At 69.0% G+C, this 23,770-nt stretch carries 27 protein-coding genes, 1 tRNA gene and 1 pseudogene; 10 read left to right on the top strand and 19 right to left on the bottom strand.

Features of this window, described 5'->3' with window-relative positions; all coding sequences use genetic code 11:
• Nucleotides 1-44: 44 nt before the first annotated feature.
• Nucleotides 45-1,334 (bottom strand): aminotransferase class V-fold PLP-dependent enzyme, encoded by a 1,290-nt coding sequence (locus tag IPK81_24585; protein ID QQS12597.1) that lies wholly within the window; start codon nucleotides 1,332-1,334, stop codon nucleotides 45-47.
• A 90-nt stretch (nucleotides 1,335-1,424) separates the two neighbouring features.
• Between IPK81_24585 and IPK81_24580 the strand changes: the two genes are divergently transcribed.
• The 4 genes from IPK81_24580 to IPK81_24565 all read left to right on the top strand — a co-directional run bounded on the left by IPK81_24580 (nucleotide 1,425) and on the right by IPK81_24565 (nucleotide 4,482).
• Nucleotides 1,425-2,717, top strand: coding sequence for an O-acetylhomoserine aminocarboxypropyltransferase (locus tag IPK81_24580; protein QQS12596.1), 1,293 nt, complete (start codon nucleotides 1,425-1,427; stop codon nucleotides 2,715-2,717).
• A gap of 116 nt (nucleotides 2,718-2,833) precedes the next feature.
• Nucleotides 2,834-3,322, top strand: coding sequence for a hypothetical protein (locus tag IPK81_24575; GenBank protein ID QQS12595.1), 489 nt, complete (start codon nucleotides 2,834-2,836; stop codon nucleotides 3,320-3,322).
• Nucleotides 3,323-3,346: 24 nt separating this feature from the next.
• Entirely contained in the window at nucleotides 3,347-3,871 is a 525-nt protein-coding gene (locus tag IPK81_24570; protein QQS12594.1) for a hypothetical protein, read from the top strand.
• Nucleotides 3,872-3,885: 14 nt separating this feature from the next.
• Nucleotides 3,886-4,482: a glutathione S-transferase family protein gene (locus IPK81_24565; protein ID QQS12593.1), complete on the top strand. Its 597-nt coding sequence runs from the start codon at nucleotides 3,886-3,888 to the stop codon at nucleotides 4,480-4,482.
• Between the two features lie 45 nt (nucleotides 4,483-4,527).
• Here the strand turns inward: IPK81_24565 and IPK81_24560 are convergent, their stop codons facing one another.
• Together IPK81_24560 and IPK81_24555 are read right to left on the bottom strand one after the other, a co-directional pair.
• Nucleotides 4,528-5,838, bottom strand: coding sequence for an MFS transporter (locus IPK81_24560; GenBank protein ID QQS12592.1), 1,311 nt, complete (start codon nucleotides 5,836-5,838; stop codon nucleotides 4,528-4,530).
• 133 nt (nucleotides 5,839-5,971) lie between these two features.
• Nucleotides 5,972-6,304 carry a divalent-cation tolerance protein CutA gene (locus IPK81_24555; protein QQS12591.1) on the bottom strand — a complete coding sequence of 111 codons (333 nt, stop codon included), beginning with the start codon at nucleotides 6,302-6,304 and terminating at the stop codon, nucleotides 5,972-5,974.
• A gap of 200 nt (nucleotides 6,305-6,504) precedes the next feature.
• Here IPK81_24555 and IPK81_24550 point away from each other — a divergent pair, with 200 nt between their 5' ends.
• A complete protein-coding gene (locus tag IPK81_24550) occupies nucleotides 6,505-6,732 on the top strand; it encodes a hypothetical protein (GenBank protein QQS15254.1) in 228 nt (75 codons plus the stop codon).
• Between the two features lie 46 nt (nucleotides 6,733-6,778).
• Here the strand turns inward: IPK81_24550 and IPK81_24545 are convergent.
• The 8 genes from IPK81_24545 to IPK81_24510 all read right to left on the bottom strand — a co-directional run bounded on the left by IPK81_24545 (nucleotide 6,779) and on the right by IPK81_24510 (nucleotide 11,824).
• A tRNA-Pro gene (locus IPK81_24545) sits at nucleotides 6,779-6,855 on the bottom strand.
• Nucleotides 6,856-7,046: 191 nt separating this feature from the next.
• Nucleotides 7,047-7,505 carry a MerR family transcriptional regulator gene (locus IPK81_24540; protein QQS15253.1) on the bottom strand — a complete coding sequence of 153 codons (459 nt, stop codon included), beginning with the start codon at nucleotides 7,503-7,505 and terminating at the stop codon, nucleotides 7,047-7,049.
• A 35-nt stretch (nucleotides 7,506-7,540) separates the two neighbouring features.
• A complete protein-coding gene (locus IPK81_24535) occupies nucleotides 7,541-7,864 on the bottom strand; it encodes an integration host factor subunit alpha (protein ID QQS12590.1) in 324 nt (107 codons plus the stop codon).
• Nucleotides 7,865-8,209: 345 nt separating this feature from the next.
• Nucleotides 8,210-9,181, bottom strand: a complete 972-nt coding sequence (locus IPK81_24530; GenBank protein QQS12589.1) for a ketoacyl-ACP synthase III — start codon at nucleotides 9,179-9,181, stop codon at nucleotides 8,210-8,212.
• Nucleotides 9,178-10,245 carry a phosphate acyltransferase PlsX gene (gene plsX, locus IPK81_24525; protein QQS12588.1) on the bottom strand — a complete coding sequence of 356 codons (1,068 nt, stop codon included), beginning with the start codon at nucleotides 10,243-10,245 and terminating at the stop codon, nucleotides 9,178-9,180. Before plsX ends, IPK81_24530 begins: the two co-directional genes overlap by 4 nt.
• Before the next feature lie 36 nt (nucleotides 10,246-10,281).
• On the bottom strand, nucleotides 10,282-10,470 hold the full coding sequence (gene rpmF, locus IPK81_24520) for a 50S ribosomal protein L32 (protein QQS12587.1): 189 nt from the start codon (nucleotides 10,468-10,470) through the stop codon (nucleotides 10,282-10,284).
• Nucleotides 10,471-10,607: 137 nt separating this feature from the next.
• Nucleotides 10,608-11,171, bottom strand: a complete 564-nt coding sequence (locus IPK81_24515; protein ID QQS12586.1) for a DUF177 domain-containing protein — start codon at nucleotides 11,169-11,171, stop codon at nucleotides 10,608-10,610.
• Nucleotides 11,168-11,824 carry a ubiquinol-cytochrome C chaperone family protein gene (locus tag IPK81_24510; GenBank protein ID QQS12585.1) on the bottom strand — a complete coding sequence of 219 codons (657 nt, stop codon included), beginning with the start codon at nucleotides 11,822-11,824 and terminating at the stop codon, nucleotides 11,168-11,170. Before IPK81_24510 ends, IPK81_24515 begins: the two co-directional genes overlap by 4 nt.
• A 40-nt stretch (nucleotides 11,825-11,864) precedes the next feature.
• Between IPK81_24510 and IPK81_24505 the strand changes: the two genes are divergently transcribed.
• The 3 genes from IPK81_24505 (at nucleotide 11,865) to IPK81_24495 (ending at nucleotide 13,957) form a co-directional block, all read left to right on the top strand.
• On the top strand, nucleotides 11,865-12,314 hold the full coding sequence (locus tag IPK81_24505) for an outer membrane protein assembly factor BamE (protein QQS12584.1): 450 nt from the start codon (nucleotides 11,865-11,867) through the stop codon (nucleotides 12,312-12,314).
• Nucleotides 12,315-12,331: 17 nt separating this feature from the next.
• Nucleotides 12,332-13,438, top strand: coding sequence for a class II histone deacetylase (locus tag IPK81_24500; GenBank protein ID QQS12583.1), 1,107 nt, complete (start codon nucleotides 12,332-12,334; stop codon nucleotides 13,436-13,438).
• Nucleotides 13,439-13,666: 228 nt separating this feature from the next.
• Nucleotides 13,667-13,957, top strand: a complete 291-nt coding sequence (locus IPK81_24495; GenBank protein QQS12582.1) for a hypothetical protein — start codon at nucleotides 13,667-13,669, stop codon at nucleotides 13,955-13,957.
• 114 nt (nucleotides 13,958-14,071) lie between these two features.
• Here IPK81_24495 and IPK81_24490 read toward each other — a convergent pair whose 3' ends face one another.
• Nucleotides 14,072-16,204, bottom strand: a complete 2,133-nt coding sequence (locus IPK81_24490) for a sodium-translocating pyrophosphatase (GenBank protein QQS12581.1) — start codon at nucleotides 16,202-16,204, stop codon at nucleotides 14,072-14,074.
• A gap of 298 nt (nucleotides 16,205-16,502) precedes the next feature.
• On the opposite strand from IPK81_24490, the gene IPK81_24485 reads away from it, so the two are divergent.
• Together IPK81_24485 and IPK81_24480 are read left to right on the top strand one after the other, a co-directional pair.
• Entirely contained in the window at nucleotides 16,503-17,135 is a 633-nt protein-coding gene (locus IPK81_24485; protein QQS12580.1) for a glutathione S-transferase family protein, read from the top strand.
• A gap of 95 nt (nucleotides 17,136-17,230) precedes the next feature.
• Nucleotides 17,231-17,668 (top strand): hypothetical protein, encoded by a 438-nt coding sequence (locus IPK81_24480; protein QQS12579.1) that lies wholly within the window; start codon nucleotides 17,231-17,233, stop codon nucleotides 17,666-17,668.
• A 67-nt stretch (nucleotides 17,669-17,735) separates the two neighbouring features.
• Here IPK81_24480 and IPK81_24475 read toward each other — a convergent pair whose 3' ends face one another.
• The 7 genes and pseudogenes from IPK81_24475 to IPK81_24445 form a co-directional block, all read right to left on the bottom strand.
• Nucleotides 17,736-18,560 carry an isocitrate lyase/phosphoenolpyruvate mutase family protein gene (locus IPK81_24475; protein ID QQS12578.1) on the bottom strand — a complete coding sequence of 275 codons (825 nt, stop codon included), beginning with the start codon at nucleotides 18,558-18,560 and terminating at the stop codon, nucleotides 17,736-17,738.
• 85 nt (nucleotides 18,561-18,645) lie between these two features.
• Entirely contained in the window at nucleotides 18,646-19,860 is a 1,215-nt protein-coding gene (locus IPK81_24470; GenBank protein ID QQS12577.1) for an MFS transporter, read from the bottom strand.
• Nucleotides 19,861-19,992: 132 nt separating this feature from the next.
• Nucleotides 19,993-20,976: a thiamine-phosphate kinase gene (thiL, locus tag IPK81_24465; protein ID QQS12576.1), complete on the bottom strand. Its 984-nt coding sequence runs from the start codon at nucleotides 20,974-20,976 to the stop codon at nucleotides 19,993-19,995.
• A 4-nt stretch (nucleotides 20,977-20,980) separates the two neighbouring features.
• The gene (gene nusB, locus IPK81_24460) at nucleotides 20,981-21,514 is read right to left on the bottom strand and encodes a transcription antitermination factor NusB (protein QQS12575.1); all 534 of its coding nucleotides are present in this window, start codon (nucleotides 21,512-21,514) and stop codon (nucleotides 20,981-20,983) included.
• Nucleotides 21,511-21,993, bottom strand: coding sequence for a 6,7-dimethyl-8-ribityllumazine synthase (locus IPK81_24455; GenBank protein ID QQS12574.1), 483 nt, complete (start codon nucleotides 21,991-21,993; stop codon nucleotides 21,511-21,513). The genes nusB and IPK81_24455 overlap by 4 nt, the downstream gene beginning before the upstream one ends.
• Nucleotides 21,994-21,995: 2 nt before the next feature.
• A pseudogene (ribB, locus tag IPK81_24450) lies at nucleotides 21,996-23,151 on the bottom strand (3,4-dihydroxy-2-butanone-4-phosphate synthase).
• The gene (locus tag IPK81_24445) at nucleotides 23,148-23,762 is read right to left on the bottom strand and encodes a riboflavin synthase (GenBank protein QQS12573.1); all 615 of its coding nucleotides are present in this window, start codon (nucleotides 23,760-23,762) and stop codon (nucleotides 23,148-23,150) included. Before IPK81_24445 ends, ribB begins: the two are co-directional and overlap by 4 nt.
• Nucleotides 23,763-23,770 lie beyond the last annotated feature (8 nt).

Raw genomic sequence — 23,770 nt, 5'->3', positions numbered from 1 at the left:
TGATCCGCGCCGCCGCGTCGCCGGCCGCTTCGAAGCGGCGCCCGCTACGCGGCGAGCGCGCCGACCGCAGCTTCGACGCCGCCGGGATTGTAGGGCATTCCCGCGACCTTGAACGCCAGCTCGATGGTGGCCAGCGCGCCCAGCAGCATCGGCTCGTTGAGGTCGCCCATGTGGCCGATGCGGAACACGCGGCCCATCAGCGGTCCGAGCCCGCCGCCGGTCGACACGTTGAACCGGTTCAACGCCACCCCGCGGAAGGCGTTGGCGTCGTGGCCGTCGGGCACGATCACCGCTGTCACCGAGTCCGACAGCCGCGAGGCACCGGCGCAGAACAGCTCGATCGCCTTGACCGGCCCCGCGATGCCCTTCTCGCCGCACGTCGCGCCGCTGACGGCGCCGCCGCCCCACTGGGCCACGGCGGCGCGGGCCGCCGCGGCCAGCCGGTGGTGGCGCGCGAAGATCGCGTCGAGCCCCTCCTCCTCGATCATCTTGATCGATTCCTCGAGGGCGAAGAACAGGTGCACCGGCGTGGTGCCGACGAAGCTCTGCGGCTCGCGCCGCGTCATCATCTCCCAGTTCCAGTAGTGCCGCGGCAGGCCTGGCCGCTTCGAGCGCTCGAAAGCCTTGTCGCTGACGCCGGTGAAGGCCATGCCGGTGGGCAGCATCAGGCCCTTCTGGCTGCCGCCGACGCAGACGTCGACGCCCCACGCGTCCATGCGGAAATCGTAGCAGCCCAGCGAGGAGATCGTATCGACCAGCAGCAAAGCCGGATGCCTGGCGCCGTCGATCGCGCGGCGGACATCGGCGATCGGCGTCGCCAGGCCCGTGGCGGTCTCGTTGTGTACCGTGAGCACCGCCTTGATCGCGTGGCCCTTGTCGGCCTCCAGCCGGCGCGCGACGTCCTCGACGCGCACGCCCCGGCGCCAGTCGGCGGCGAGACGTTCGATCTTGAGGCCGAGATTCGCCGCCATCTGCTCCCAGCTCTCCGAGAAGTAGCCGGACTCCAGCATCAGCAGCGTGTCGCCGGGCGCGAACAGGTTGACCAGCGAGGCCTCCCACGCGCCGTGGCCGCTGGAGGCGTACATGAACAGCCGCTGGTTGGTCTTCAGCACGCGGCGCACGCCGGCGTGGCAGAAGCGGTGGATCTCCATGAACTCGTCGCTGAGGAAGTCGAGCGTGGCGCGGTCCATCGCGCGCAGGATGCGGTCGGGGATGTTCGTCGGACCGGGATTCTGGAAGAACTGACGGCCACGCGGCTTGGCGTTCACGATCTCGACTCCCTCGGGCGGCTTTTCCGGCGGGCGCACCTTAGGCGTCCGGTCCCCGCCTGTCATCCGGGCCGGCGGTGTGCCGGGCGAACGGACGCGCCCCGCCCGCTCCGTCCGGGTATAAGACTGGCGACCAAACTTTATGGAGCGTGCGCAATGACCGACCAACCCGCCTACGGCTTCGAGACGCTGTCGATCCACGCCGGCGCGGCGCCGGATCCCAGCACGGGGTCGCGCGCCCTGCCGATCCACCAGACGACCGCCTACGTGTTCGAGGACGCCGACCACGCCGCGGCGCTGTTCAACCTGCAGACCGTGGGCTTCATCTACTCGCGCCTGACCAACCCGACCACGGCGGCTCTCGAGGCTCGTCTGGCGGCGCTGGAGGGCGGCCGCGGCGCCACGGTGGCGTCGTCGGGCCACGCCGCCCAGGTGCTGGCGCTGTTCCCGCTGATGTCCCCGGGCGACGACATCGTCGCCGCCACGCGCCTCTACGGCGGCTCGATCCAGCAGATGAGGAACACCTATCCGAAGTTCGGCTGGCGCGCCTCGTTCGTCGACGCCGACGATCCCGAGAATTTCCGCCGCGCCGCCACGCCGCGCACCAAGGCTTTCTTCATCGAGAGCCTCGCCAACCCCGGCGGCGTGGTGTGCGACATCGAGGCCATCGCCAAGGTCGCGGAGTCCCTCGGCGTGCCGCTGCTGGTCGACAACACCATGGCGACGCCCTACCTGTGCAAGCCGATCGACCACGGCGCGACCCTGGTGCTGCATTCGACGACCAAGTTCCTGTGCGGCACGGGCACGTCGATGGGCGGCGCGATCGTCGATTCGGGGAAGTTCGACTGGTCGCGCGGCGGCAAGTTCCCCAGCCTGGCCGGCGCCGAGCCCGCCTACCACGGCATGAACTTCTTCGAGACGTTCGGCGACATGGCCTACACCTTCCACAGCCACGCCGTGGGCCTGCGCGATCTCGGGCCCTCGCAGGCGCCGTTCAACGCCTGGTTGACGATGCTCGGCATCGAGACGCTGGCGCTGCGCATGGAGCGGCACTGCGCCAACGCCCAGGCGGTCGCCGAACATCTCGCGGCGCATCCCGCCGTCGCATGGGTCAACTACGCCGGCCTGCCGGGCAACCGCTACAACGCTCTGGCGAAGCGCTACCTGCCGCGCGGCGCCGGCTCGGTGTTCACCTTCGGGCTCAAGGGCGGCTACGCCGCCGGCGTGAAGCTGGTCGACTCGGTCGAGCTGTTCTCGCACCTCGCAAATATCGGCGACGCCAAGAGCCTGATCATCCATCCCGCCTCGACCACACACCGCCAGCTCACCGACGAGCAGCGGGTCGCCGCCGGCGCCGGGCCCGACGTGGTCCGCCTGTCTATCGGCATCGAGAGCGTGGCCGACATCGTCGCCGACCTAGACCAGGCGCTCGCCAAGGCATCCGCCTAGCCGCCCGCCTTGCGGGCCGCCGCGGCCGGACGCAGAATGGCCGGCCGGTGGCGCGCGACGGGCGGCACGCGCCGGCGGAGGGCCGTCCGATCGGCCGCGCGCGAGGGAGATCCGACATGGTCTTCGTGGACAATTTCCGGGCGGCCGGCGGCGCCGGCGACCTGCTTTCCCGGCTCGGCCTCGAGAACGGCAAGCTGGCCGACGCCATCAGCAAGGTCTCGACCGAGGTGAAGGACGTTCTATCCAATCTGACCACGATGCTCAACGCCGCGTCGGGCGGCTTCCAAGGGGCCAGCGGCCAGCTCGAACGGTCGCAGCTGGCGATGAAGCTCGCTTTCGTGGCGATCCTCGAGGACGCCCAGAGGAAGGCGATGGCCAGCAAATCGTTCAACCCGGCGACCGCGGCCCTCGATCTGGCGGTCCGGCTCGACGCTCTGGGCGGCGTCGCGACCCCGGCGCCGGCTGGCGACGGCGCGGCGAAGCATGCCGACCTGTACAAGCTCCAGCAGCTCGTCGTCGACCACGCCCAGCTCTTCGACGCGTTGAGCGAGGTCGCGAAGGCCCAGGACGGCGCCGCGAGGAACATCGTCCGCAACACCCGCTGACCAGCGCGGCGGAGAGAGACCGACATGCCGATCACCGGACCGACCGGGTCGAGCCAGCAGCCGCGCGCGGGTTCGCCCTCGGCGCCGAAGCTCGCCACCGAGGGCTCCAAGCTCGCCAGCGACATCTCGAAGGTTGGCACGCTGATCCAGACGACGCTGGCGCAGCTCGAGATGAGCCTGAAGAGCGCCGCCGCCATGGCCGCGCCACGCGCCGAGCCGATCACGGCGCTTGTCGCGAAGATGGCGTTCGCCGCCATCCTGCACGACGCGTCGGAGAAGGCGATGGGCTCGAAGGCGTTCAACGTCGAGGCCGCGGTCAGCGACCTGGAGCGCAAGCTCAACACGCTGCGCGGCGTCGCCAGCGCGATCTCGAAGACCGCCGCGCTCGCGGCCGCAGGCGTCGCGGCCGCCGCCGCCAGCAGCCCCGACGCGGAGATGGCGAAGCTGAAGCGGATGATCGAGAAACGGTCGCAGATGTTCGACGCGCTGGGCGACGTCATGAAGGCCCACGACCAGGCGGCGAAGAACGTCATCCAGAACATGCGTTGAGGAGGAAGAGGCAGATGGCTGGATTGAAGATCTACGGCTCGCCGCAGTCGCGGGCCGCGCGCGTGCTGTGGTGCGCCCGGGAGTGCGGCGTGCCGTTCGAGCAAGTCACGCTCGACATGAAGGCGATCAAGGACCCAGAGTTCCTGAAGCTCAACCCCAACGGCAAGATGCCGGCGATGCAGGACGGCGAGCTGGTCCTGTTCGAGTCGATGGCGATCAACCTCTACCTGGCGCGCAAGTACGGCGGCGCGCTGTGGCCGTCGAGCGCCGAGGGCGAGGGCCTCGCCTTCCAGTGGTCGTTCTGGGGCATGACCGAGGTCGAGAAGCACCTGCTGACGATCGTCATCGACCAGTTCATGACGCCGCCGGACAAGCGGAACCCGAAGGCGGTCGAGGACGCCAAGGCCGCCGTCGCCAAGCCGCTCGCCGTGCTGGAGGCGGCGTTGACCGGCCGGCAGTTCCTGACCGGCGACACCTTCACGATCGCCGATCTGAACCTGGCCTCGGTGATGAGCTGGGCGAAGCTGGTCAAGCTCGAGATGCCGACCTGCCCGAACGTCGCGAACTGGCTGGACCGCTGCCTGTCGCGGCCGGCGTTCCGCGGAAAGTGACCGGCGCCCGCGCCGGTCGCCCTGCGGCGTCCGGCGCGGTCCGCCCTATTCGGCCGGCGCGGGGCGCGGCGCGGCCATCGCCGGCGCCTTGCGCTCGCCACCCGGCAGCAGCAACGCCGCCAGCCAGACCAGCACCCCCGCTATCGCGAGGCCGAGGAACAGGCGCTCGAGATCGCCGGTGCTGGCCTTCACGTGCGAGATCAGCCAGATCGCGACCGGGCCGGCGCCGAACGAGACGATGAATTTCGCGCCGAACCCGAGGCCGTGGTAGCGGGTCGGCGTGTAGCGCCCGATCAGCAGGTTCTCCGCCGGGCCCGAGGCGGAGCTGATGATCGCGGACGCCATCGCGGCCGCCACCGCGCCGTAGCCCGGCAGGAACGCCAGCCCCAGCATCGCCAGCACCTGCAGGAACGCCGTCACGGCGTAGACGCTCTTGAGCGCGAAGCGGTCCGACAGCCAGCCGAGGAAGTACTGGCAGACTCCCGACGCGACGTAGACCAGAGAGCCGAAGATGCCGACCCAGAACGCCATCTTCTTGGCCTCGGTCGCGAGCTGGCCGTTGGTCACGCCCTGCAGCCAGTCGATCTCCGCCGCCATCCGCGCCTCGAAAAGGCCCGGGGCGCCGTACTGGATCGCCTGCCACATGATGCCGCCGATGAACATCGTCACCGTCAGGATCACGAACACCCGCGCCAGATCGCCCTTGGCCGGCGTCGCGCCGCGCGTCGCCGGCATCGGCCGGTCGCCCACGCGCCCGCGCCGGATGGCGTCCATCAGCGCGATTCCGGCCACGACGCAGACGACGCCCGGCACGATGAAGGCGGCGCGCCACGAGAACAGGTTGATCAGCAGGCCGGAGCCGGCGCCGCACAGCGCCAGGCCGGCGCTGCCGAACACGCCGTTGATTCCCAGGGCATGACCGGGGCGCGCGGCGTTGCGCAGCACCCAGGCGATGCCGACGGAGTGGTAGATCGCCGCGAAAAGGCCCAGCGCCGCCATCAGGAGCTGAAGCGCGAGATAGCCGCCGTCGGGCACGAAACCGCAGGCGATCGACGCCACGCCCATGCCGAGGAACATGACCACCATCATGCCCGGCGCGCTCCAGCGGTCGCTGAGCCAGCCCGCCGGCAGCGCCGCGAGGCCGAGCAGGAACGCCGCCATCTGCCACAGCGGGAGCAACAGGACCTGGTGGTCGAGGGGTTTGCCGGGTTCTCCCCACGCCACCGCCATGCCGATGGCGATGTAGGGGAAGAACGCGGCCATGTAGTGCATCAGGCCGTGGCCGATGGAGGAATACACCAGGATCGCGCGCTCGTTCGGCGCGGCGGCACCGGCGTCTAGGGATGCTGCGGACATGCGACCGATCCGTTCGTGGCCGCCGACGCGGGGGACCGCCGGCGCGGCGCCATGGTGCCGAGGACCCGTCGTGGCCGCAACACGCGCTTGCGCCGGCCTGCCGCGCGAATGGGCACGGGTCGGCGGCGCCGGCTCAGGCGAACAGACTCGGGCCGGTCTCGGCCTCGACCCATTCCAGGAACGGTTCGTGGCCGGTCTCGATCCGCACCGCCACCACGCAGGGCAGGTCGTAGGAGTGCAATTCGATCACACGGTCCTTGAGTTCCTCGAACAGGTCCTCGCGGGTCTTCAGGATCAGGATCGCTTCGCGGCCCTTCTGCACGCTACCTTCCCAGCGGAAGATCGTGCGCATGCCATCGACGATGTTGGCGCACGCCGCCAAGCGGCCGTCGACCACCGCCTCGCCGATTCTTTCGGCCTCCTCGACGTCGGCCGCTGTCACGTAGACCAACAAGACTTGGGACACCTGCGCCTCCCTCGGCCCAATAGGCGGTGGATATCGCTATTACTCAGCGTGAATTTTAATTTTTTGTTTATTTTCAGAGGCTTGTCGAGTATTTCTTGTACAGGGGCAGTTGAAGTCTGGGGGACGTCATGGGCGCGCTCGCGAAGAAAGTCTCGCCTTCTTCATCTGAATGTTCAACTTTAAGAAATTCTCCTATTAGGCTGAAAAATAGAGAATTATCTTATCTTATTCGAGGATTTTCCCAGCCTGGCGGAAAGCTTCCGCTTTTCGACCTCGACGGGCAAGCGTTCGAGCCGTCCCTGATCCGCCGTTGCGTCGATAGAGGATGGGCCGAGCCGTGGTTCGCCAATCCGCTGAAGCCCGACTGGTTGGTCTGCAAGCTGACGCCGGCCGGCCGCGCGCTGGTCGAACAGACGCTCGAGGCCTGAGACGCCGCGCAGATCGTGGATTGAACCGATCCAATCGGTGACGAGTTGGTCGGGGCGGCCGGATTCGAACCGACGACCCTCAGTCCCCCAGACTGATGCGCTACCGGGCTGCGCTACGCCCCGACCTGCTCGTCCGCCCGTCGGCGGCGCGCTGAGGCGCCCCGTCCGGGCGCGCGGAACATAGACGCACAGCACGCCGGATTGCAACGACGCCGCGCTGCCCGCGCCACAATTCCTCGGGATGCGCGGCGCGGAGAATGGCGAAGCCGCCGGCGATCGCGCCGGCGGCTTCCGATTCGGCGCCGATACGTCGTCTACGAGGTCTGCAGCGTCTTGCGAAGCAGCGACAGCGCGCCCTGGAGGTCGGACAGCACGTCCTCGATCTCGCCGCGCTTGGCTGCGTCGAGGCGCGCGCTGACGCGCGACAGCGGCCGGTCGGTCGCCGGCTGCGGGCCGGTGCGCGGCAGCTCGGCGCGCGTCTCGATGTCGAGCAGACGCGGTTCGACAGCGGTCTCGCGCATGCCGAGGCGGCCGCGGGCCTCCTTCAGCAGACGCTGGACGCCCTTGATCGTGTAGCCGTCATCGTACAGCAGCGAGCGGATACGACGCAGCAGGTCGATATCCTCCGGCCGGTAGTAACGGCGACCGCCACCACGCTTCAGCGGGCGGACCTGGTTGAATTTGCTCTCCCAGAACCGCAGGACGTGCTGCGGAACATCCAGCTCGGTCGCGACCTCGCTGATGGTACGGAACGCGTGGGCGGATTTCTCCATCCGTCGGTCCGGCATGGTCATTGTCGCAGTGGCCATCATTCACCTTCCACATCATCACTGATTGGCGTCGTGTTGTTAATTTTTGCTTTCAACACGTTCGACGCGCGGAAGACGAGGACTCGCCGCGGCAGGATTGGAACCTCCTGACCGGTTTTTGGATTACGCCCGATCCGCTGGCCCTTGTCCCGGACGGTGAAACTTCCAAAGCTGGAAATCTTCACGGTCTGGCCTTTGGCCAAGGCATCCGCGATCTCGCCGAGGACGACCTCGACCAACTCGGCGGATTCGTTCCGGGACAACCCCACGTCCTGGAACACCGCCTCGCTGAGATCAGCGCGGGTGATCGTACGCAATTCCATTCAGCTTTTCCCCTTCCCCTCTTAAACCATAGTCTCAGATAGAAATGAGGTCAATAACAGGGGCATGTGCGCGGCCGTTAAAAATGTAATCGGGAGTGAACAAAACACGCCCAGAACGACCAATATGGTCGTCAAAACGGCAATTCTGCGGAAACCTGAGCTGATGCTCGTAAAGAACGTGAAAAAGTTCAAATATATATAAATATATCAATGTATTATATAATAATGACAAAATATCACTTTAATAAAAATATCTAACATATTGATATATAATATTTATATGCAACTCTTAAGCAATCAATTCAACTGAAATGAATCTTGAGAAAATTTCCACAGTTTTTTGTTCTACCAACGAATTAGGCTTGCACCCCAGGTCAATCCGCCACCCATGGCTTCGAGCAGCACGAGATGGCCGCGTTGGATGCGTCCGTCCTTGATGGCGACGTCCAGCGCCAGCGGAATGGAGGCCGCCGACGTGTTCGCGTGGTCCTGGACGGTGACCACGACCTTGTCCGAGGGCAGCCCGAGTTTGCGGCCGGTCCCGTCGATGATCCGCTTGTTGGCCTGGTGCGGCACCAGCCAATCGAGATCGGCCGCCGTCACGCCCGCCAAGCCGAGGGTCTCCCCGACAACCGCGGCCAGGTTGGTCACCGCGTGCTTGAAGACCTCCTTCCCTTCCATCCGGAGGAAACCCGCCGTCCGGGTGGAGGATGGGCCGCCGTCGACGTACAGGAGGTCGTGGTGCCGCCCATCGGAATGGATGGTGTTGGCCAGCACCCCGCGGTCGGACGCGGTTCCCGCCCCCTCCTCGGCTCTCAAGACGATGGCGCCGGCGCCATCGCCGAACAGCACGCAGGTGCCACGGTCGTTCCAGTCGAGAATCCGCGAGAACGTCTCCGCGCCGATCACCAGCGCGGTCCGCGCCATGCCGCAACGCATCATGCTGTCGGCCACAGACACCCCGTAGACAAAACCGGAGCAGACCGCCTGGACGTCGAACGCGGCGCCCCTGGTCATGCCGAGCGCGGCCTGGACCTTGGTCGCGGTCGCCGGGAACGTCTGGTCCGGCGTCGCGGTCGCGAGCACGATCAGGTCGATGTCGGATCCGCTCATCCCGGCGGCGGCCAGGGCCGCGCGGGAGGCGGCCAGCGCCAGATCCGACGTCATCTCGCCGTCGGCGGCGATATGGCGCGCCTTGATGCCGGTGCGCTGCGTGATCCAGTCGTCGGACGTGTCGAGCCGGCGCGCCAGCTCCTCGTTCGTCACCACCCGCTCCGGCAGGTACGAGCCGCAACCTTGCACCACAGAGCGAATCATGTCCCCGCAGCTCCCCCCACCGCCGCCGGCGCGCCCGCGCTCTCGAGCGCCGCGCGCAGCCGCCTCAGGTCCTCGACGACCTTGTCGTTGAAACTGTACTTCACGAGATCGACCGCGACGCCGATGGCGTGCGCGAAGCCGATCGCGTCCGTGCCGCCATGGCTTTTCACGCAGACGCCGTTGAGGCCGAGGAACACGCCGCCATTGTAGCGCCGGGGATCGACCCGCTGACGCAGCTTGCGCCAAGCTCCACCGGCGAGAAGATAGCCCATTTTCGCGAGTGGCGAGGTGTTGAACGCGTCGCGCACGAAGCCGGTGTAGAGCTTGGCGGTGCCTTCGATCGCTTTCAGCGCGACATTGCCGGTGAAACCGTCGGTCACGACGACGTCGACCGCCCCGGTGCCGATGTCGTTGCCCTCGACGAAGCCGTGGAACGAGACCGGGCCGCCCTCGACCCGCAGCGCGGCCGCGGCGTCGCGCAGCGTCTCGTTGCCCTTGCCCTCCTCGGCGCCGACGTTGAGCAGGCCGACTGTCGGCGCGTCGATTCCCAGCACGCTGCGCGCGAACACCGAGCCCATCACCGCGAACTCGACCAGGTTGTTGCTGTCGCACTGCAGGTTGGCGCCGAGGTCGAGCATCACGGTCTCGCCGCGCGTCGTCGGCAGGAAAGAGCACAGGGCCGGGCGCCGGACGCCCGGCAACGTGCGCAGTCCGACGCTGGCGGTCGCGAGCAACGCCCCGGTGTTGCCGGCCGAGACGACGCAGCTCGCGGTGCCGGCGGCGACGGCCTCGACCGCCTGCCCCATGCTCGACGTCTTGCGCTTGCGCAGCGCGGCGGTCGGCTTGTCGTCGTTCGACACCACGTCCGTGGTGGCGACCAGCTCGCAGCTACCCTTGAGAAGCTTGGTGCGGTCGATCAACGGCCGCAGACGCTCGGGATCGCCGAACAGGAGGAACGTAACCTCGGGATGGCGCTCGCGTGCGATATCGGCGCCGCGCACGACCATGTCGGGGGCCTGGTCCCCGCCCATGCCGTCGAGCGCGATGACGATGTTCCCGTCCACGGTGGAGTGCGGCCGCTAGCGGCGCGGCCGCCACGCTCAGGCGGTCGCGGCGACCTGCGGCACGACTTCGCGCTTGCGGTAGTGGCCGCAGGCGCCGCAGACGTGGTGCGGGCGCGTCAGCTCGCCGCAATTCGCGCACTCGACATAGGCCGACGCCTTGAGGCCGTGGTGGCTACGGCGCATGTCACGCCGCGATTTGCTGACTTTCTTCTTGGGAACGGCCATGACTCGGTCTCCACGACGGCGCCGCCATTTCGCGACGGCACCGGTCCATCGGACGCAATTATCGCAAGGGCCGCCTTCCTAACCAAAACCCGCCGTTGCGGCAAGGGTCTTGCCGGGGCGACTCGACGGGCGCTGCGTCAGGATCCCTTGGAATCCGGCTCGCGGCGGCGCAACGCGCGCAGGACGCCGAACGGCCCCGCCGCAGGATCCTCCTCGCGCGCCGCCGGGAGCACGTCCTCCAGCCGGGCGCCGGCCTTGCGCGGAAACGGATCGATCGCCAGCCCGAGCTGATCGGCCACGACCGCGCCGAGGTCGAGTTCATCGCCTTCAAGCGGCTCGGGCGCCTCGCCGTCGGCGTCGATGACCAGTTCACCGGTGGCGCGGTCGAGTTCCTCCGCCGCCTCGCCGAACCGCAGGTCGAAAGTGTCGTCGATCGCCTGCTCGACCGGCTCCAACGTGATTCCGCAGGGTTGCACCACCCGTGCGAGAAGGCGGCCGCGGACGCGCCACATCCCGCCCGCCCCTTGGTCGAGGCGGGTGGTGGCCGACATCGACGTCACGGCGGACAGCGCGAAGCGGCGCGCCAACGCCGCCCGCTCCGTCTCGCCGGGCTCGATGCGCAACTCCACGCCACCGGCGGGAACCCGGTCCAATCGCAATTTCCGTGACAGCTCGACCGTCGGGTCGATTTCGATTTTCATGGCTTATCGCCTTGTTTATAAATGGATATTTTTGCCCACTTGAGCCGTGCCGCGAGCATTCCGTCGCGGTCGACGGCGGCCAGTCCGGCAGCGCTCCCGCGGATATAGGCGCAGAGCGCGTCGACTCCCTCGTCCGGCGCCTCGGCCTTGCCATAGACGTTACGCCGCACCACGGCGCGCAGCGCGGTATCGTCGGCATCGGCGACCGCCCCTTGGAACGCCACGGACCGCCCGCGAAAGCCCTCCGCCATGATCTTGATACGCCGGCCAACGCCGAGATCTTGCGCGCCCATCTCCCGCACCGTCAGATCGAGATGGCCGAACATCGCGTCGAAAACGGCCTGATTCAGTGTCGCCGCGTCCGGTTCGACGCTCAGGCGCTCGATCACAAGCCAGGCGTGAACCGCGAGCAAGTCGAACCGCCCGTCCACCGTGTCGGGAACCTTGAGATCGGCGTAGAATTCCGGACGGCGCGCCTGCTCGGCCAGCGCGACGTAGATCGCCCGCGCCTGTTGTTGCTCCGGCGTCTCGCGCCGGCGAAAAAGCCCCAGCATCCCCGCTTCCTTGTTCGCGGACCCGGCGTCGATCCGTCCGCCCACGTTTGACTTGGCGCCCTCCCGGCGGCAATGTGCCGGCCCGTCCAGCACCGCCATCTATGGCGGCTGAACCCGCCGATCAAGCCGGGATCGCCCAATGTCCGCTTTCGTTCTACGTTTCGCCACGGTCGCCGCGACCGTCGGCGCCTTGGCGCTCGGCGGCTGCGATCCCATCGTCGACGTCCGGGGGCACGTCCCCCAGCCTGGCGTCGTCGAGAAGCTCGAGGTCGGTTCGCAGGGCCGCGACGACGTGCTGCGGCTGATGGGCAGCCCCTCGGCGGTCGCCAGCTTCAACGACGACACCTGGTACTACGTCACCCAGCGGCAGGAGGCGATGGCCTTCTTCGAGCCGAAGGTCGCCGAGCAGAAGGTGATCGCCGTCCGTTTCGACGAGAACGGGCGGGTCAAGGAGATCAAGAACTACACCTTGAAGGACGCCAAGGTCGTCGACATGGTCGACCGCAAGACCCCGACGGCCGGCAAGGAACTGACGGTGCTCGAGCAGATCTTCGGAAACGTCGGCCGCTTCAACACGCCCAAGAAGTAGTCCGCGGAGGCGCCGCGATGGCGACGGGGTTCGTCTGGGACGAGCGCTACGCTTGGCACAACGGCGCCGACATGTCGGCGAACTATCCGCCGGCGGCGATGTTCGAGCCCGCTGCGAGCTGGGAATCACCGGACACGAAGCGGCGCATCCGCAACCTCCTCGACGCCGGTGGATTGCTGCGCGGTCTCGTCCCGATCGCCCCTCGGCCGGCGACCGACGAGCAGATACTGCGGGTCCACAGCCGGGAATACCTAGACGGACTACACGCCGCCGATGCCGCGCCCTACGGCGAGGTCGGGCCGCGCACGCGGGCCGGGCCGCGGACGGCCGAGATCGCGATCCTCGCCGCCGGCGGGGCGGTCGCGGCGGTCGACGCCGTCCTCGATGGCGAGGTCCGCAACGCCTACGCGCTGATCCGTCCGCCCGGCCACCACGCCGAGCGCGAAACCGGCATGGGCTTCTGCTACCTCTGCAACGGCGCGATCGCCGGACGCCACGCGCTCGAGGCGCGCGGTCTCGAGCGCATCGCCTTCGTCGACTGGGACGTCCACCACGGCAACGGCACCCAGAAGGCGTTCTGGCGCGATCCGCGCGCGCTGGCGATCTCGCTGCACCAGGACGGTCTTTTTCCGGCGAATTCCGGCGGCATCGACGAGATCGGCGAAGGCGATGGACGCGGCGCCACGATCAACATTCCACTACCGCCGGGCTCGGGTCACGGCGCCTATCTGCACGCCTTCGACCGGATCGTGCTGCCCGCGCTGCGGCGGTTCGCGCCGCAGCTCATCATCGTCTCCAGCGGCTTCGACGCCGGCAACCACGATCCGCTCGGCCGGATGATGCTGCATTCCGGTTCCTACCGGACCATGACCGCCGAGCTGATGCGGATCGCCGACGCTTTCTGCGGCGGACGTATCGTGATGACGCACGAGGGCGGCTACGCCGCCGTTTCCGTGCCCTACCTCGCGCTCGCCACGATCGAGCAGATGTCGGGGATCAGGTCCGGGGTGGTCGATCCGTTCCTCGCCGGTTGGGCGGCGCTACCCGGCCAGACGCTTCAGTCCAACCAGATCGTGCCGATCCAGTTCGTCGAGGACCGGTTCCGCGCGTTGGGACGTCTCTGACCGGCGCCCGCCGCCAAATATCCGACTCTTTTGCCCGGATTTGGTCTACAAAGGCCGCCGAGGCCGTCGCCGACCCGTACTTGACGGGGAAAGGCCATGGCACGGGCGAGCCCCTGCGGCCGCCCCGCGCGAGACCCCGCGGTCGGGCCGACGACACCATTCTCCCGCGATCCGGCCCGACGTCGGCGCGACCACGGCGCATCCAGCGTCCAACAAAAGGAGCCCGTCATGGAAGAGTCACGGAAAGCGGCCATCCGCCGCGCGCACGACCGGCTCGGCGGCAGCGTCCAGCGGCGCGAGGACGCCGCCAAGGCGCGCGAAAAGGAAGCCATGAAGGAGCGCGAGCGGGCCCGCGAGGCCGACGCCGCCAAGACCGCGAAGCTGCGCGCGTTGCGGCTGGCGCGCGACGCCGCCGAGGCCGAGAAGGCGCTGGAGGCCGAGCGCGCGGCCGCCGTCCTCAAGATCGCGGCCGCCGGTGGCGGAAAGATTCGCCGGACCGCCGCGAAGACCGCCGCCTAGCCGGCACGCAGCCGACCGCCAGCCACGCCGACCGCGCCGCGACCGATCGCGCCCGACGAAGAAAAAGCCCCGGCGGATCGCTCCGCCGGGGCTTTCTGTTGGTGCGCGTGTCGCCTAGTGGGCCAGGACGGCCAGCAGCAGCAGCGCCACGATGTTCGTGATCTTGATCATCGGGTTCACGGCCGGCCCGGCCGTGTCCTTGTAGGGGTCGCCGACGGTGTCGCCGGTGACGGCCGCCTTATGGGCGTCCGAGCCCTTCATGTGCTTGACGCCGTCCTTGTCGACGAAACCGTCCTCGAACGACTTCTTGGCGTTGTCCCAGGCACCGCCGCCGGCGGTCATCGAGATCGCCACGAACAGGCCGGTCACGATCACGCCCAGCAGCATCGCGCCCAGCGCCGCGTAGGCGTTCGACGCGCCACCGATCCAGCGCACGATGAAGAACAGCACGATCGGCGACAGCACCGGCAGCAGGGACGGGATGACCATCTCCTTGATCGCCGCCTTGGTCAGCATGTCGACGAGACGGCCGTACTCCGGCTTCACGCCGGACTTGCCCTCGCGCAGGCCGGGGATCGACTTGAGCTGGCGACGGACCTCCTCGACCACCGAGCCGGCGGCGCGTCCGACCGCCGTCATGCCCATGGCGCCGAACAGGTACGGCAGAAGGCCGCCCAGCAGCAGGCCGACGACCACGTAGGGATTCTTGAGCGAGAAATCGACCGCCGTCACGCCGAGCTTGCCCTGCGCGATGAAGAAGTCGAGATCCGAGGTGTAGGCGGCGAACAGCACCAGCGCGCCGAGGCCGGCCGAGCCGATCGCGTAGCCCTTGGTGACCGCCTTCGTCGTGTTGCCGACGGCGTCGAGCGCGTCGGTGTTCTTGCGCACTTCCTTCGGCAGGCCCGCCATCTCGGCGATGCCGCCGGCGTTGTCGGTGACCGGGCCGTAGGCGTCGAGCGCCACGACCATGCCGGCCAGCGCCAGCATCGCGGTGGTCGCGATGGCGATGCCGAACAGGCCCGCCAGCACGTAGCAGCCGATGATGCCGGCGCAGATCACCAGCGCCGGGATCGCGGTCGCCTCCATGGAGACGGCGAGACCCTGGATCACGTTGGTGCCGTGGCCGCTGACGGACGCCTGCGCGACCGAGCGGACCGGACGGTAGCCGGTGCCGGTGTAGTATTCGGTCACCCAGACGATCAGCCCGGTGACGATCAGGCCGATCAGCGCGCAGTAGAAAAGGCTGAGGCCGGTGAAGGTCTGGCCGCTCACGGTCAGCTTGGTGTCCATGCCGACCACGTAGCTGGTGATCGGCCAGAAGGCGATCGCCGACAGCACCGCGGAGGCGATGAAGCCCTTGTACATCGCCCACATGATGCCGTTGTCGGCGCCGAGGCGGACGAAGTAGGTGCCGATGATCGACGTCAGGATGCAGACGCCGCCGATGGCCATCGGATAGGCCATCATCTTGGCGACCAGCGCGGCGTCGGCGCCGAAGAAGATCGACGCCAGCACCATGGTCGCCACGGTGCCGACCGCGTAGGTCTCGAACAGGTCGGCGGCCATGCCGGCGCAGTCGCCGACGTTGTCGCCGACGTTGTCGGCGATCGTCGCGGGGTTGCGCGGATCGTCCTCGGGGATGCCCACCTCGACCTTGCCGACCAGATCGGCGCCGACGTCGGCGGCCTTGGTGAAGATGCCGCCGCCAAGCCGCGCGAAGATCGAGATCAGCGAGGCGCCGAAGCCCAGCGCGACGAGCGCGTCGATCACGGTCCGGTCGGTCGGCTTCAGCCCCATGCCGACGGTGAGGATCATGTAGTAGCCGGTGACGCCCAGCAGCGCGAGGCCGGCGACGAGCATGCCGGTGATGGCGCCCGCCTTGAACGAGATGTCGAGGCCCGCAGCGAGGCTCTTCTGCGCGGCGGCGGCGGTGCGGACGTTGGCGCGCACCGACACGTTCATGCCGATGAAGCCGGCGGCGCCCGACAGCACGGCGCCGATCAGGAAGCCGATGGCGACCTTGGTGCCGAGCAGATAGCCGAGCACGACGAGGACGACGACGCCGACCATCGCGATCGTCTTGTACTGGCGCGCCAGGTACGCGGAGGCGCCCTCCTGCACCGCGAGCGAGATTTCCTGCATGCGGGCGGTGCCGGAGTCGGAGGCCATGACGGCGCGTCCCGTCACCACCCCGTAGAGGATGGCGATCAGGCCACAGCCGATCGTCGCCCAGAGAATGTTCAACATGGGTCTTTCCCGTTGTTTTTCAATCGGTTGAGGGTGGCATCGAGCGTTTCCCGAGACCCCCCGGCCAGACAGGCGGACCCGCGACGACGGCTCTTGGGCCGCTCCCCCCGGCGATCAGCCGGCGGTTACATGCCAGAAGGCCGACCGGCACGCAACTGGCCCCTGCCCTGCGCCGCCGGCAATTCTCGCGACATTTCAACGGGCTGTGGCGCGGTTTCGGGTCCTCGTGACGCTTCCGCCGGCGGCACGCCTGGGTCAGGATCGCCGGCGTCCAGTCATATCAGTCGCGGGAGTCGTCATGTTGAAGCTGTTCCATTCGCCGGGTTCGTGCGCCTTCGCTTCGCATATCGCGCTGGCGGAATCCGGCGCCACCTACGAGCCGGTGCTGGTGAATTTCGCGGCGGACGAACAGCGCTCCGCGCCCTACCTGGAGGTCAACCCCAAGGGGCGGGTTCCGACGCTCGTGACCGACCGTGGCATCCTGACGGAGACGCCGGCGATCCTCGCGTACATCGCGCAGACGTTCCCGGCGGCGCGGCTCGCGCCGCTCGACGACGCATTCGCGTTCGCGCGCGTCCAGTCGTTCAACAGCTACCTCTGCTCGACGGTCCACGTCGCGCACGCCCATCGTGGCCGCGGCTACCGCTGGGTGCCGGCCGAGAACGCCGCGGCGCTCGACGCGATGCGCGGCAAGGTCGGCCAGAACATGGCGGAGTGCTTCGAGCTGATCGAACGCGGGATGATCGCGGGGCCCTGGGTGATGGGCGATTCCTACACGATCTGCGATCCGTACCTGTTCACGATCGCCGGGTGGCTGGAGGGCGACGGCGTCGACATCGCGCGCTTCCCGAAGGTGGCCGCGCACCATCGCGCGATGGCGGCCCGCCCGGCGGTGCTGCGCGCGCGGGCCGAGCAGAAGCCGGCGGCCTGATGGCGGCAGAGGCCGCGGCGGCGTGAACTCTTCTCCGATTGGCGGCGTGGCGGCGTGGCGATAGGTTCCGCGCGTCGCAGTTCCGGAGCCCCGCCATGGCCGCCAACGAAGCCGTCGTCCGAGACTACATCGAGCGCTGGAAGACCTACCGCAAGGCGACGCCCGAGCCGGCGCGTTACATGCAGTTGAAGACAGACCTCTACAAAGTCCGCAACGGCGCGCCCGACGCGCTCTATCCCATGACGCTGATCCATCCCGACGACGAGGTGATGGCCTGCGTGGAGCACTACTTCCTGTCGCGCGCGTGGGTCGGCAACGGCATCCAGCCGGCGTGGCAGATGAAGACGATGACGTGGATCTACAACACCGGCAAAGAGATCGGCGTGACGCCGCAGCACAATCCGAACAAGCCCGTGACGCCGCCCAGCGCGGTGCAGCGGCTGTTCCAGGCGGAGGGCGTCAGGGACGGCGAAGCCGACCTCAAAGCCAGCGGCGGTACCGCGCCGAGAGTCGCCAAACCGCCGATGTACTGAGGCCCGCCGAGACGCGCCCGCGCGGACATCAGGCGCCGCGCTCGGTGGGTCGGAGCGACAGCGCGCCTCAGTCGGCCATGAATTTGTTGACGTCCGGCGTCGCGAGCGACCTGTCCAGGTAGGTGAACGTGCCGTGCTCGGCGACCTCGCGCGCGGCGTCGACCAGGCCGGTCATCGCGGCGCGGTAGAGCGACGTCGCCAGGCTGATGCGGCGCACGCCGGCGGCCTCGAGATCGGCCACCGTGAACGACTTGCCGCGGATGCCCACCATGAAGTTGAACGGCTTGCCGAGCGCGGCGCAGACCGTGCGGACGGCCGCGAGGTCGGGCAATCCAGGCGCGAACAGCACGTCGGCGCCGGCCTTCTCGTAGGCCTGCAGACGCTTGATCGTGTCGTCGAGGTCGGGGTTGCCGCGCAGGAAGTTCTCGCTGCGCGCCGTCAGCGTGAACGCGAACGGAAGTTTGCGCGCCGCCTCCGCCGCCGCGGCGACCCGCTCGGCGGCGTGGCCGAGATCGTAGAGCGGCTTGTCCTTCTCGCCGGTCGCGTCCTCGACGGAGCCGCCGACCAGACCGGTGCCGGCCGCCAGCGTGATCGTCTCGGCGACGAAGGCCGGGGCGTGGCCGTAGCAGTTCTCCAGATCGCCTGCGACCGGCAGATCCGTGGCGCCGGCCACCAGCCGGCAGTGCGCCAAGGCCTCGTCGCGCGTCACCTTGCCGTCGCGCTTGCCGAGAACGCCGGCCTTGGCGCCGCTGGACGTCGCCAGCGCCTTGAATCCGAGCGACGCCAGCGCGCGCGCCGAGCCGGCGTCCCACGGGTTGGCGATCACGAAGGCGCGCGGCCCGGCGTGCAGCGCGCGGAAGGCCTCGGCCTTGTCTTGCTGGCTCACGGGCATGGCGCCCTCCTCCCCATCGAAACGACGGCGCAGCATAGCCGCGGCGGCGGCCGCCGCGAGCCGGCGGTTGTCCCTGTTGCGCGCCTCAGGCCGGCGCCGCGCCAGGCTTGAGCTTCAACCAGATCAGCGCCGCCACGACGACGCCGACGAGGATGATCGACAGGATGTTGAGCGAGGCCCAGCCGTAGAGCTCGAGCAGCTGGCTCGACAGCACGCTGGAGATCGCCGTGGTGCCGAAGATCAGGAAGTCGTTGAGCGCCTGCGCCTTGGCCTTCTCCGACGGACGGTAGCTGGTCGTCACCAGCGTCGTGGCGCCCACGAACATGAAGTTCCAGCCGACCCCGTTGAGTCCGAGCGCGATGCGGAAGTGCCATTCCGTCTGGCCGGACAGCGCGACCGCGACCCCCGCCAGCAGCAGCGCCGCGCCGACCATCATCATGTTGATGACACCGTAGCGGTTGATCAAATTGCCGGTGAAGAACGCCGGCACGAACATCCCCATCACGTGCACGAAGATCGTGACCGGGGCCTCCTTGTAGGACAGGCCGCAGGCGACGATGGCGAGCGGCGACGCGCTCATGATGAACGACATGACGCCGAACGCCATCATGCCGCCGACCACGGCGACGATGTAGCTGGGCTGGCGCGCGATCTCCCGCAGCGGCCGTTGCGGGCCCGAGACCTGCGACTCGACCACCGGCGGAAACTCGATGCGCCCCAGCAGCCACAGCGCGACCACGTGGAGGCAGACGACGGCGAAATACGTCGCGAGGAACTGCGGCGCCAGCAGATCGGGTGTCGTGCGCGCCAGGCCGGGGCCGAGGATGCCGGCCGCCACGCCGCCCGCGGTGACCCAGGCGATCGACTTGGCGCGCATCGCCACCGGCGCCAGCTCGACAGCGGCGAACCGGTACATCTGCATGTTGGCGATGGCGTAGCCGAGCACGAGGCCGCCAGCGCACAGCATCGCGAAACTGCCGAAGTGCAACCCCCCGGCGCAGATGGCCCCGCCGGCGATCCCCGCCATCGATCCCGTCCGGAAACCGGCGCGACGGCCGATCGACCGCGCGATCATCGCCGCGGGAAACGCCGACAACATGACGCCGACGTGCTGGAGGGAGATGGGCAGGTTGGACCATTCGCGCGGCGCGCCGAACGACAGCGCCGCCAGCGCGGTGATCGACAGCATGATGGTGTTGCCGCTCTGCGCGAGCGCCTGGCAGACCGCCAGCAGGAAGATGTTTCGGACGACCTGCGCGCCGGACCCGGCAGTCGCGCCCGTGGCGTTGGGAGCACTCATCGCGCGCGAACATAGACCCCGGCCGCCGCGGCGCAAGCGCCGTATCGGCGCGCCGGCCATGCGGCGGCGACGGCCGCGAAACCGGGACAATTGGATTGTACCCGCTCGCGGCAGATGACCGTCGCGGCGTCTCTAGCGGTGCGTGAACCCGCCCGAGGCGAGCCGCATCTCCGCCCCGCTTCGAAGCGCCCGAACACCGCTTCCGGCCTCGACCACGCCGATCTCCGCCACCGGCACGTCGGCCGCACGCGCCGCCTCGTGGATGGCGGCGGCGGCAGATCTCGGGGCGGTGAACAGCAGCTCGTAGTCGTCGCCGCCGGTCAGCGCCACGGCCAACCGCGATGGATCGGCCGCGACCGCGGCGGCGGCGGCGGCCGACAACGGCACGCGGTCGGCGTCGACCACCGCGGCGACGCCTGAACGCGCGCAGATGTGGCCGAGATCGGCGACGAGCCCGTCCGAGACGTCCATCGTCGCCGTCACGCGGCCGCGCAACACCAAGCCCATCGCCACGCGCGGCCGCGGTAGCAGATAGCGGTCCGCGAGGTAGGCGCGATGCGCGGTCTCGATATCCGCCAACCGCCCGGTCTCGGCGAGCAGACCCAAAGCGCCATCGCCGATCGTCCCGGTGACGAACACCTTGTCGCCCGGCTGCGCGCCGCCGCGTCCGCGCGCCTGCGACGACGGCACGGCGCCGAACGCCGTCACGCAGATGGTCAGCGGTCCGGGGGTCGAGACGGTGTCACCGCCGCTGAGGTGGATGGCGAATTCCGCCTGGTCGAGCGCCAACCCGGCGCAGAACGCCGCGATCCAGTCGTCGTCGACCGAGTCCGGAAGGGCGAGCGCGAGCTGGTACGCCAGCGGCCGGGCGCCGGCCGCCGCGAGATCGGAGAGGTTCACGCGCAGCGCCTTGCGCGCGATCAGACCCGGATCGTGGCGGTCGAGGAAGTGCACGCCGGCCACGAGGGCGTCGGTCGTGACGACGAGGCTCTCGCCGGCCGGCACGTCGATCCGGGCGGTGTCGTCGCCAAGGCCGGCCGCGCCCGCGAATCCCGCCGCGAGCGGTCTGAGGAACCGGTCGATGAGCTCGAATTCGCCGGAACGGCGAGCCGGCATCGCCTCAGACGCCGTCCGGCGCCGGCTCGGCGGGCGCCACGGGCGCGTCCGTCGCGGTGAACTCGTCGGGCCGCAGGCGCCGCGCCAGCCGGTCCAGCGACGCGTTGACGAAGCCCGACTCGCGGCCCTGGTAGAACGCCGAGGTGATGTGCATGTACTCGGTGATGACCACGCGCGCCGGCACGTCGACGCGCCCCTTCAGCTCCCACGCGCCGGTCAGGATGATGGCCTGGATCAGCCGGTCGAGCCGCTTCCACGGCCAGCTCTCGGCCTGCCCCTCCTCGACCAGCGCCACCAGCGCGGCGCGGTCGGCGTCGACACCCTGGACCAACGCCTTGAAGAACGGCCGCTCGGCGTCCGGCGACATGCCGGCGTCGCCGGAGTCGGCGGCGCGGAAATTCAGGAACTGCTCGACGATATCCGCGCCGGCGTCGTCGCCGGCCAGCAGCTGGTACACCGCCTGCACGGCCGAGAGACGGGCGAGGCTGCGCCGCAGGCGCCCCGGCGCCGGCTTTCCGGCCGGCGCTGATGTCGTCACGATGCGCTCCCGTGGGTGATCCGCAGCGACATCATGCGCAGGGCGGCGTGCGCGGCGTCGGCGCCCTTGTCGCCTTCGCTCCGGCGCGCCCGGACCCAGGCCTGCGCCTCGTTCTCGACCGTCAGGATGCCGTAGCCGATCGCCAGCCGGCGCTGGACCGCGAGATCCATCAAGCCGCGGGCGCTCTCGCCGCAGACGTAGTCGTAGTGGCTGGTGTCGCCGCGGATGACGCAGCCCAGCGCGATGTAGCCGTGGTAGCGGCCGCAATCGGCGGCCATGGCGATGGCGCCCGGGATCTCGAACGCGCCGGGCACGGCGATCCGCTCGACGGCGGCGCCGTTGCGCGCCAGCTCGGCGGCGGCTCCGGCCGCCATCTCGTCGGCCAACGCCTCGTAGAAGCGCGCCTCGACGATCAACACCCTCGCGCCCGCCGGCAGCGGCGTGACCAGCGGTCGCGCGCCGCGCTGCGCCTCGGCCATCGTCAGCGTCCCCCGCCCTTGGTCGGCACCGGGCGCTGGCCGACGATCTCGAGACCGAAGCCGTCGATGCCCACGAGGTTCTTCTTGCTGTTGGTCAGCAGCATCATCTGCTTGACCCCGAGATCGAGCAGGATCTGGGCGCCGATCCCGTAGTCGCGCAGCTCGCCGCTCGGCGGTTCGACCGCCTCGCCGGCGCTGCGCCGGTTCATCGCGAGCTGGAAGCTCAACGGCTCGCGGATCAGGACCAGCACGCCCCTGCCCTCGGCCGCGATCAGCTCCATCGCGTTCTCGATCTCGCCGCCGCGGCCGATGCGCTTCTCGCCGAGCGCGTCGGAGAACAGGTTCATGGCGTGCACCCGCGCCAGCACCGGCCCGCCGGTGGTGATGTCGCCCTTCACGAGCGCGACGTGCTGCGCCATCGTCGCCTTGTTGACGTAGGCGATGACGCGGAACTCGCCGCCGTGGCGGCTGTCGAGCGTCGTCTCGCTGATGCGCTTGACGATGCTGTCGTACTTGCGGCGGTAGGCGATCAGGTCGGCGATGGTGCCGATCTTCAGCCCGTGCAGCTGGGCGAATTTGATCAGGTCGTCGCGGCGCGCCATCGTGCCGTCGTCGTTCATGATCTCGCAGATCACGCCGGCCGGGCTGAGGCCCGCCAGACGCGCGAGGTCGACCGCTCGCCTCGGTGTGGCCGGTGCGCTCGAGCACGCCGCCCTCGCGGGCCATGAGCGGGAACACGTGGCCGGGGGTGACGATGTCGTGCGCCGCGCAGCTCGGATCGATCGCCACCTGCACGGTGCGGGCGCGGTCGGCGGCGGAGATGCCGGTGGTGACGCCCTCGCGCGCCTCGATCGACACGGTGAAGGCGGTGGCGTGGCGGGTGCCGTTCTGGCGCGACATCAGCGGCAGGCCGAGCTGCTCGCAGCGCTCGCGCGTCATGGCGAGGCAGATCAGGCCGCGGCCGTAGCGCGCCATGAAGTTGATCGCCTCGGGGGTGACGAACTCGGCCGCCATCACGAGGTCGCCCTCGTTCTCGCGGTCCTCTTCGTCTACCAGGATGAACATGCGCCCGCGCCGCGCCTCCTCGATGATGTCCTCCGCCGGCGCCTTCATGTCCTGGAAGGTCAGACGCCACGGTTCCTTTTGCAGCACGCTCATGTGCGCGTCCTTTCGAGCAGGCGCGCAACGTAGCGCGCGAGCATGTCGGCCTCAAGGTTGACCCGGTCGCCCGCCCCGGCCGCGCCGAACGTCGTGGCGGCCCGGGTGTGCGGGATGATGTTGACGCCGAAACGGGCGCCGTCGACCTCGTTCACGGTCAGCGACACGCCGTCGACCGCCACGGATCCCTTCGAGGCGATGTAGCCGGCGATGGCGTCGGGCGCCTCGAAAACGTAGCGCACGCTGCCGCCTTCGGGCGTCGCCGACACGATGCGGCCGACGCCGTCGACGTGGCCGTAGACGAGGTGGCCGCCCAGCTCGTCGCCGAACTTGAGCGAGCGTTCGAGATTGATCCTGCGGCCTACCGACCAGTCGCCCAGGGTCGTCTTCGACAGGGATTCCCCCGAGACATCGACCGTGAACCAGCCGCGGCCGCCATCCCGGCCCTTGGAGGTGACCGTCAGGCAGCACCCGGCGCAGCAGATCGAGGCGCCGAGATCGACCGAGTCGACGTCGAACGCCGTGGCGATGGTGAAGCGCCGGTCGCCCGTGGCGGTGCCCGGCACGACGGCCGTCACCTCGCCGACGTCGGTGATGATGCCTGTGAACATGCCCCAAC

The sequence above is a fragment of the Rhodospirillales bacterium genome, assembly GCA_016699855.1.
Lineage (GTDB): Bacteria > Pseudomonadota > Alphaproteobacteria > Reyranellales > Reyranellaceae.
This window is presented reverse-complemented; position numbering and strand designations above follow the sequence as displayed.

What these genes read in the sequence shown, in the direction of transcription:
- IPK81_24585 (QQS12597.1), bottom strand. Translation starts at nt 1,334, where the DNA reads ATGACAGGCGGGGACCGGACGCCTAAGGTGCGCCCGCCGGAAAAGCCG.
- IPK81_24580 (QQS12596.1), top strand. Translation starts at nt 1,425, where the DNA reads ATGACCGACCAACCCGCCTACGGCTTCGAGACGCTGTCGATCCACGCC.
- IPK81_24575 (QQS12595.1), top strand. Translation starts at nt 2,834, where the DNA reads ATGGTCTTCGTGGACAATTTCCGGGCGGCCGGCGGCGCCGGCGACCTG.
- IPK81_24570 (QQS12594.1), top strand. Translation starts at nt 3,347, where the DNA reads ATGCCGATCACCGGACCGACCGGGTCGAGCCAGCAGCCGCGCGCGGGT.
- IPK81_24565 (QQS12593.1), top strand. Translation starts at nt 3,886, where the DNA reads ATGGCTGGATTGAAGATCTACGGCTCGCCGCAGTCGCGGGCCGCGCGC.
- IPK81_24560 (QQS12592.1), bottom strand. Translation starts at nt 5,838, where the DNA reads ATGTCCGCAGCATCCCTAGACGCCGGTGCCGCCGCGCCGAACGAGCGC.
- IPK81_24540 (QQS15253.1), bottom strand. Translation starts at nt 7,505, where the DNA reads ATGGAGAAATCCGCCCACGCGTTCCGTACCATCAGCGAGGTCGCGACC.
- IPK81_24535 (QQS12590.1), bottom strand. Translation starts at nt 7,864, where the DNA reads ATGGAATTGCGTACGATCACCCGCGCTGATCTCAGCGAGGCGGTGTTC.
- IPK81_24530 (QQS12589.1), bottom strand. Translation starts at nt 9,181, where the DNA reads ATGATTCGCTCTGTGGTGCAAGGTTGCGGCTCGTACCTGCCGGAGCGG.
- rpmF (QQS12587.1), bottom strand. Translation starts at nt 10,470, where the DNA reads ATGGCCGTTCCCAAGAAGAAAGTCAGCAAATCGCGGCGTGACATGCGC.
- IPK81_24515 (QQS12586.1), bottom strand. Translation starts at nt 11,171, where the DNA reads ATGAAAATCGAAATCGACCCGACGGTCGAGCTGTCACGGAAATTGCGA.
- IPK81_24510 (QQS12585.1), bottom strand. Translation starts at nt 11,824, where the DNA reads ATGGCGGTGCTGGACGGGCCGGCACATTGCCGCCGGGAGGGCGCCAAG.
- IPK81_24505 (QQS12584.1), top strand. Translation starts at nt 11,865, where the DNA reads ATGTCCGCTTTCGTTCTACGTTTCGCCACGGTCGCCGCGACCGTCGGC.
- IPK81_24500 (QQS12583.1), top strand. Translation starts at nt 12,332, where the DNA reads ATGGCGACGGGGTTCGTCTGGGACGAGCGCTACGCTTGGCACAACGGC.
- IPK81_24495 (QQS12582.1), top strand. Translation starts at nt 13,667, where the DNA reads ATGGAAGAGTCACGGAAAGCGGCCATCCGCCGCGCGCACGACCGGCTC.
- IPK81_24490 (QQS12581.1), bottom strand. Translation starts at nt 16,204, where the DNA reads ATGTTGAACATTCTCTGGGCGACGATCGGCTGTGGCCTGATCGCCATC.
- IPK81_24485 (QQS12580.1), top strand. Translation starts at nt 16,503, where the DNA reads ATGTTGAAGCTGTTCCATTCGCCGGGTTCGTGCGCCTTCGCTTCGCAT.
- IPK81_24480 (QQS12579.1), top strand. Translation starts at nt 17,231, where the DNA reads ATGGCCGCCAACGAAGCCGTCGTCCGAGACTACATCGAGCGCTGGAAG.
- IPK81_24475 (QQS12578.1), bottom strand. Translation starts at nt 18,560, where the DNA reads ATGCCCGTGAGCCAGCAAGACAAGGCCGAGGCCTTCCGCGCGCTGCAC.
- IPK81_24470 (QQS12577.1), bottom strand. Translation starts at nt 19,860, where the DNA reads ATGAGTGCTCCCAACGCCACGGGCGCGACTGCCGGGTCCGGCGCGCAG.
- thiL (QQS12576.1), bottom strand. Translation starts at nt 20,976, where the DNA reads ATGCCGGCTCGCCGTTCCGGCGAATTCGAGCTCATCGACCGGTTCCTC.
- IPK81_24455 (QQS12574.1), bottom strand. Translation starts at nt 21,993, where the DNA reads ATGGCCGAGGCGCAGCGCGGCGCGCGACCGCTGGTCACGCCGCTGCCG.
- IPK81_24445 (QQS12573.1), bottom strand. Translation starts at nt 23,762, where the DNA reads ATGTTCACAGGCATCATCACCGACGTCGGCGAGGTGACGGCCGTCGTG.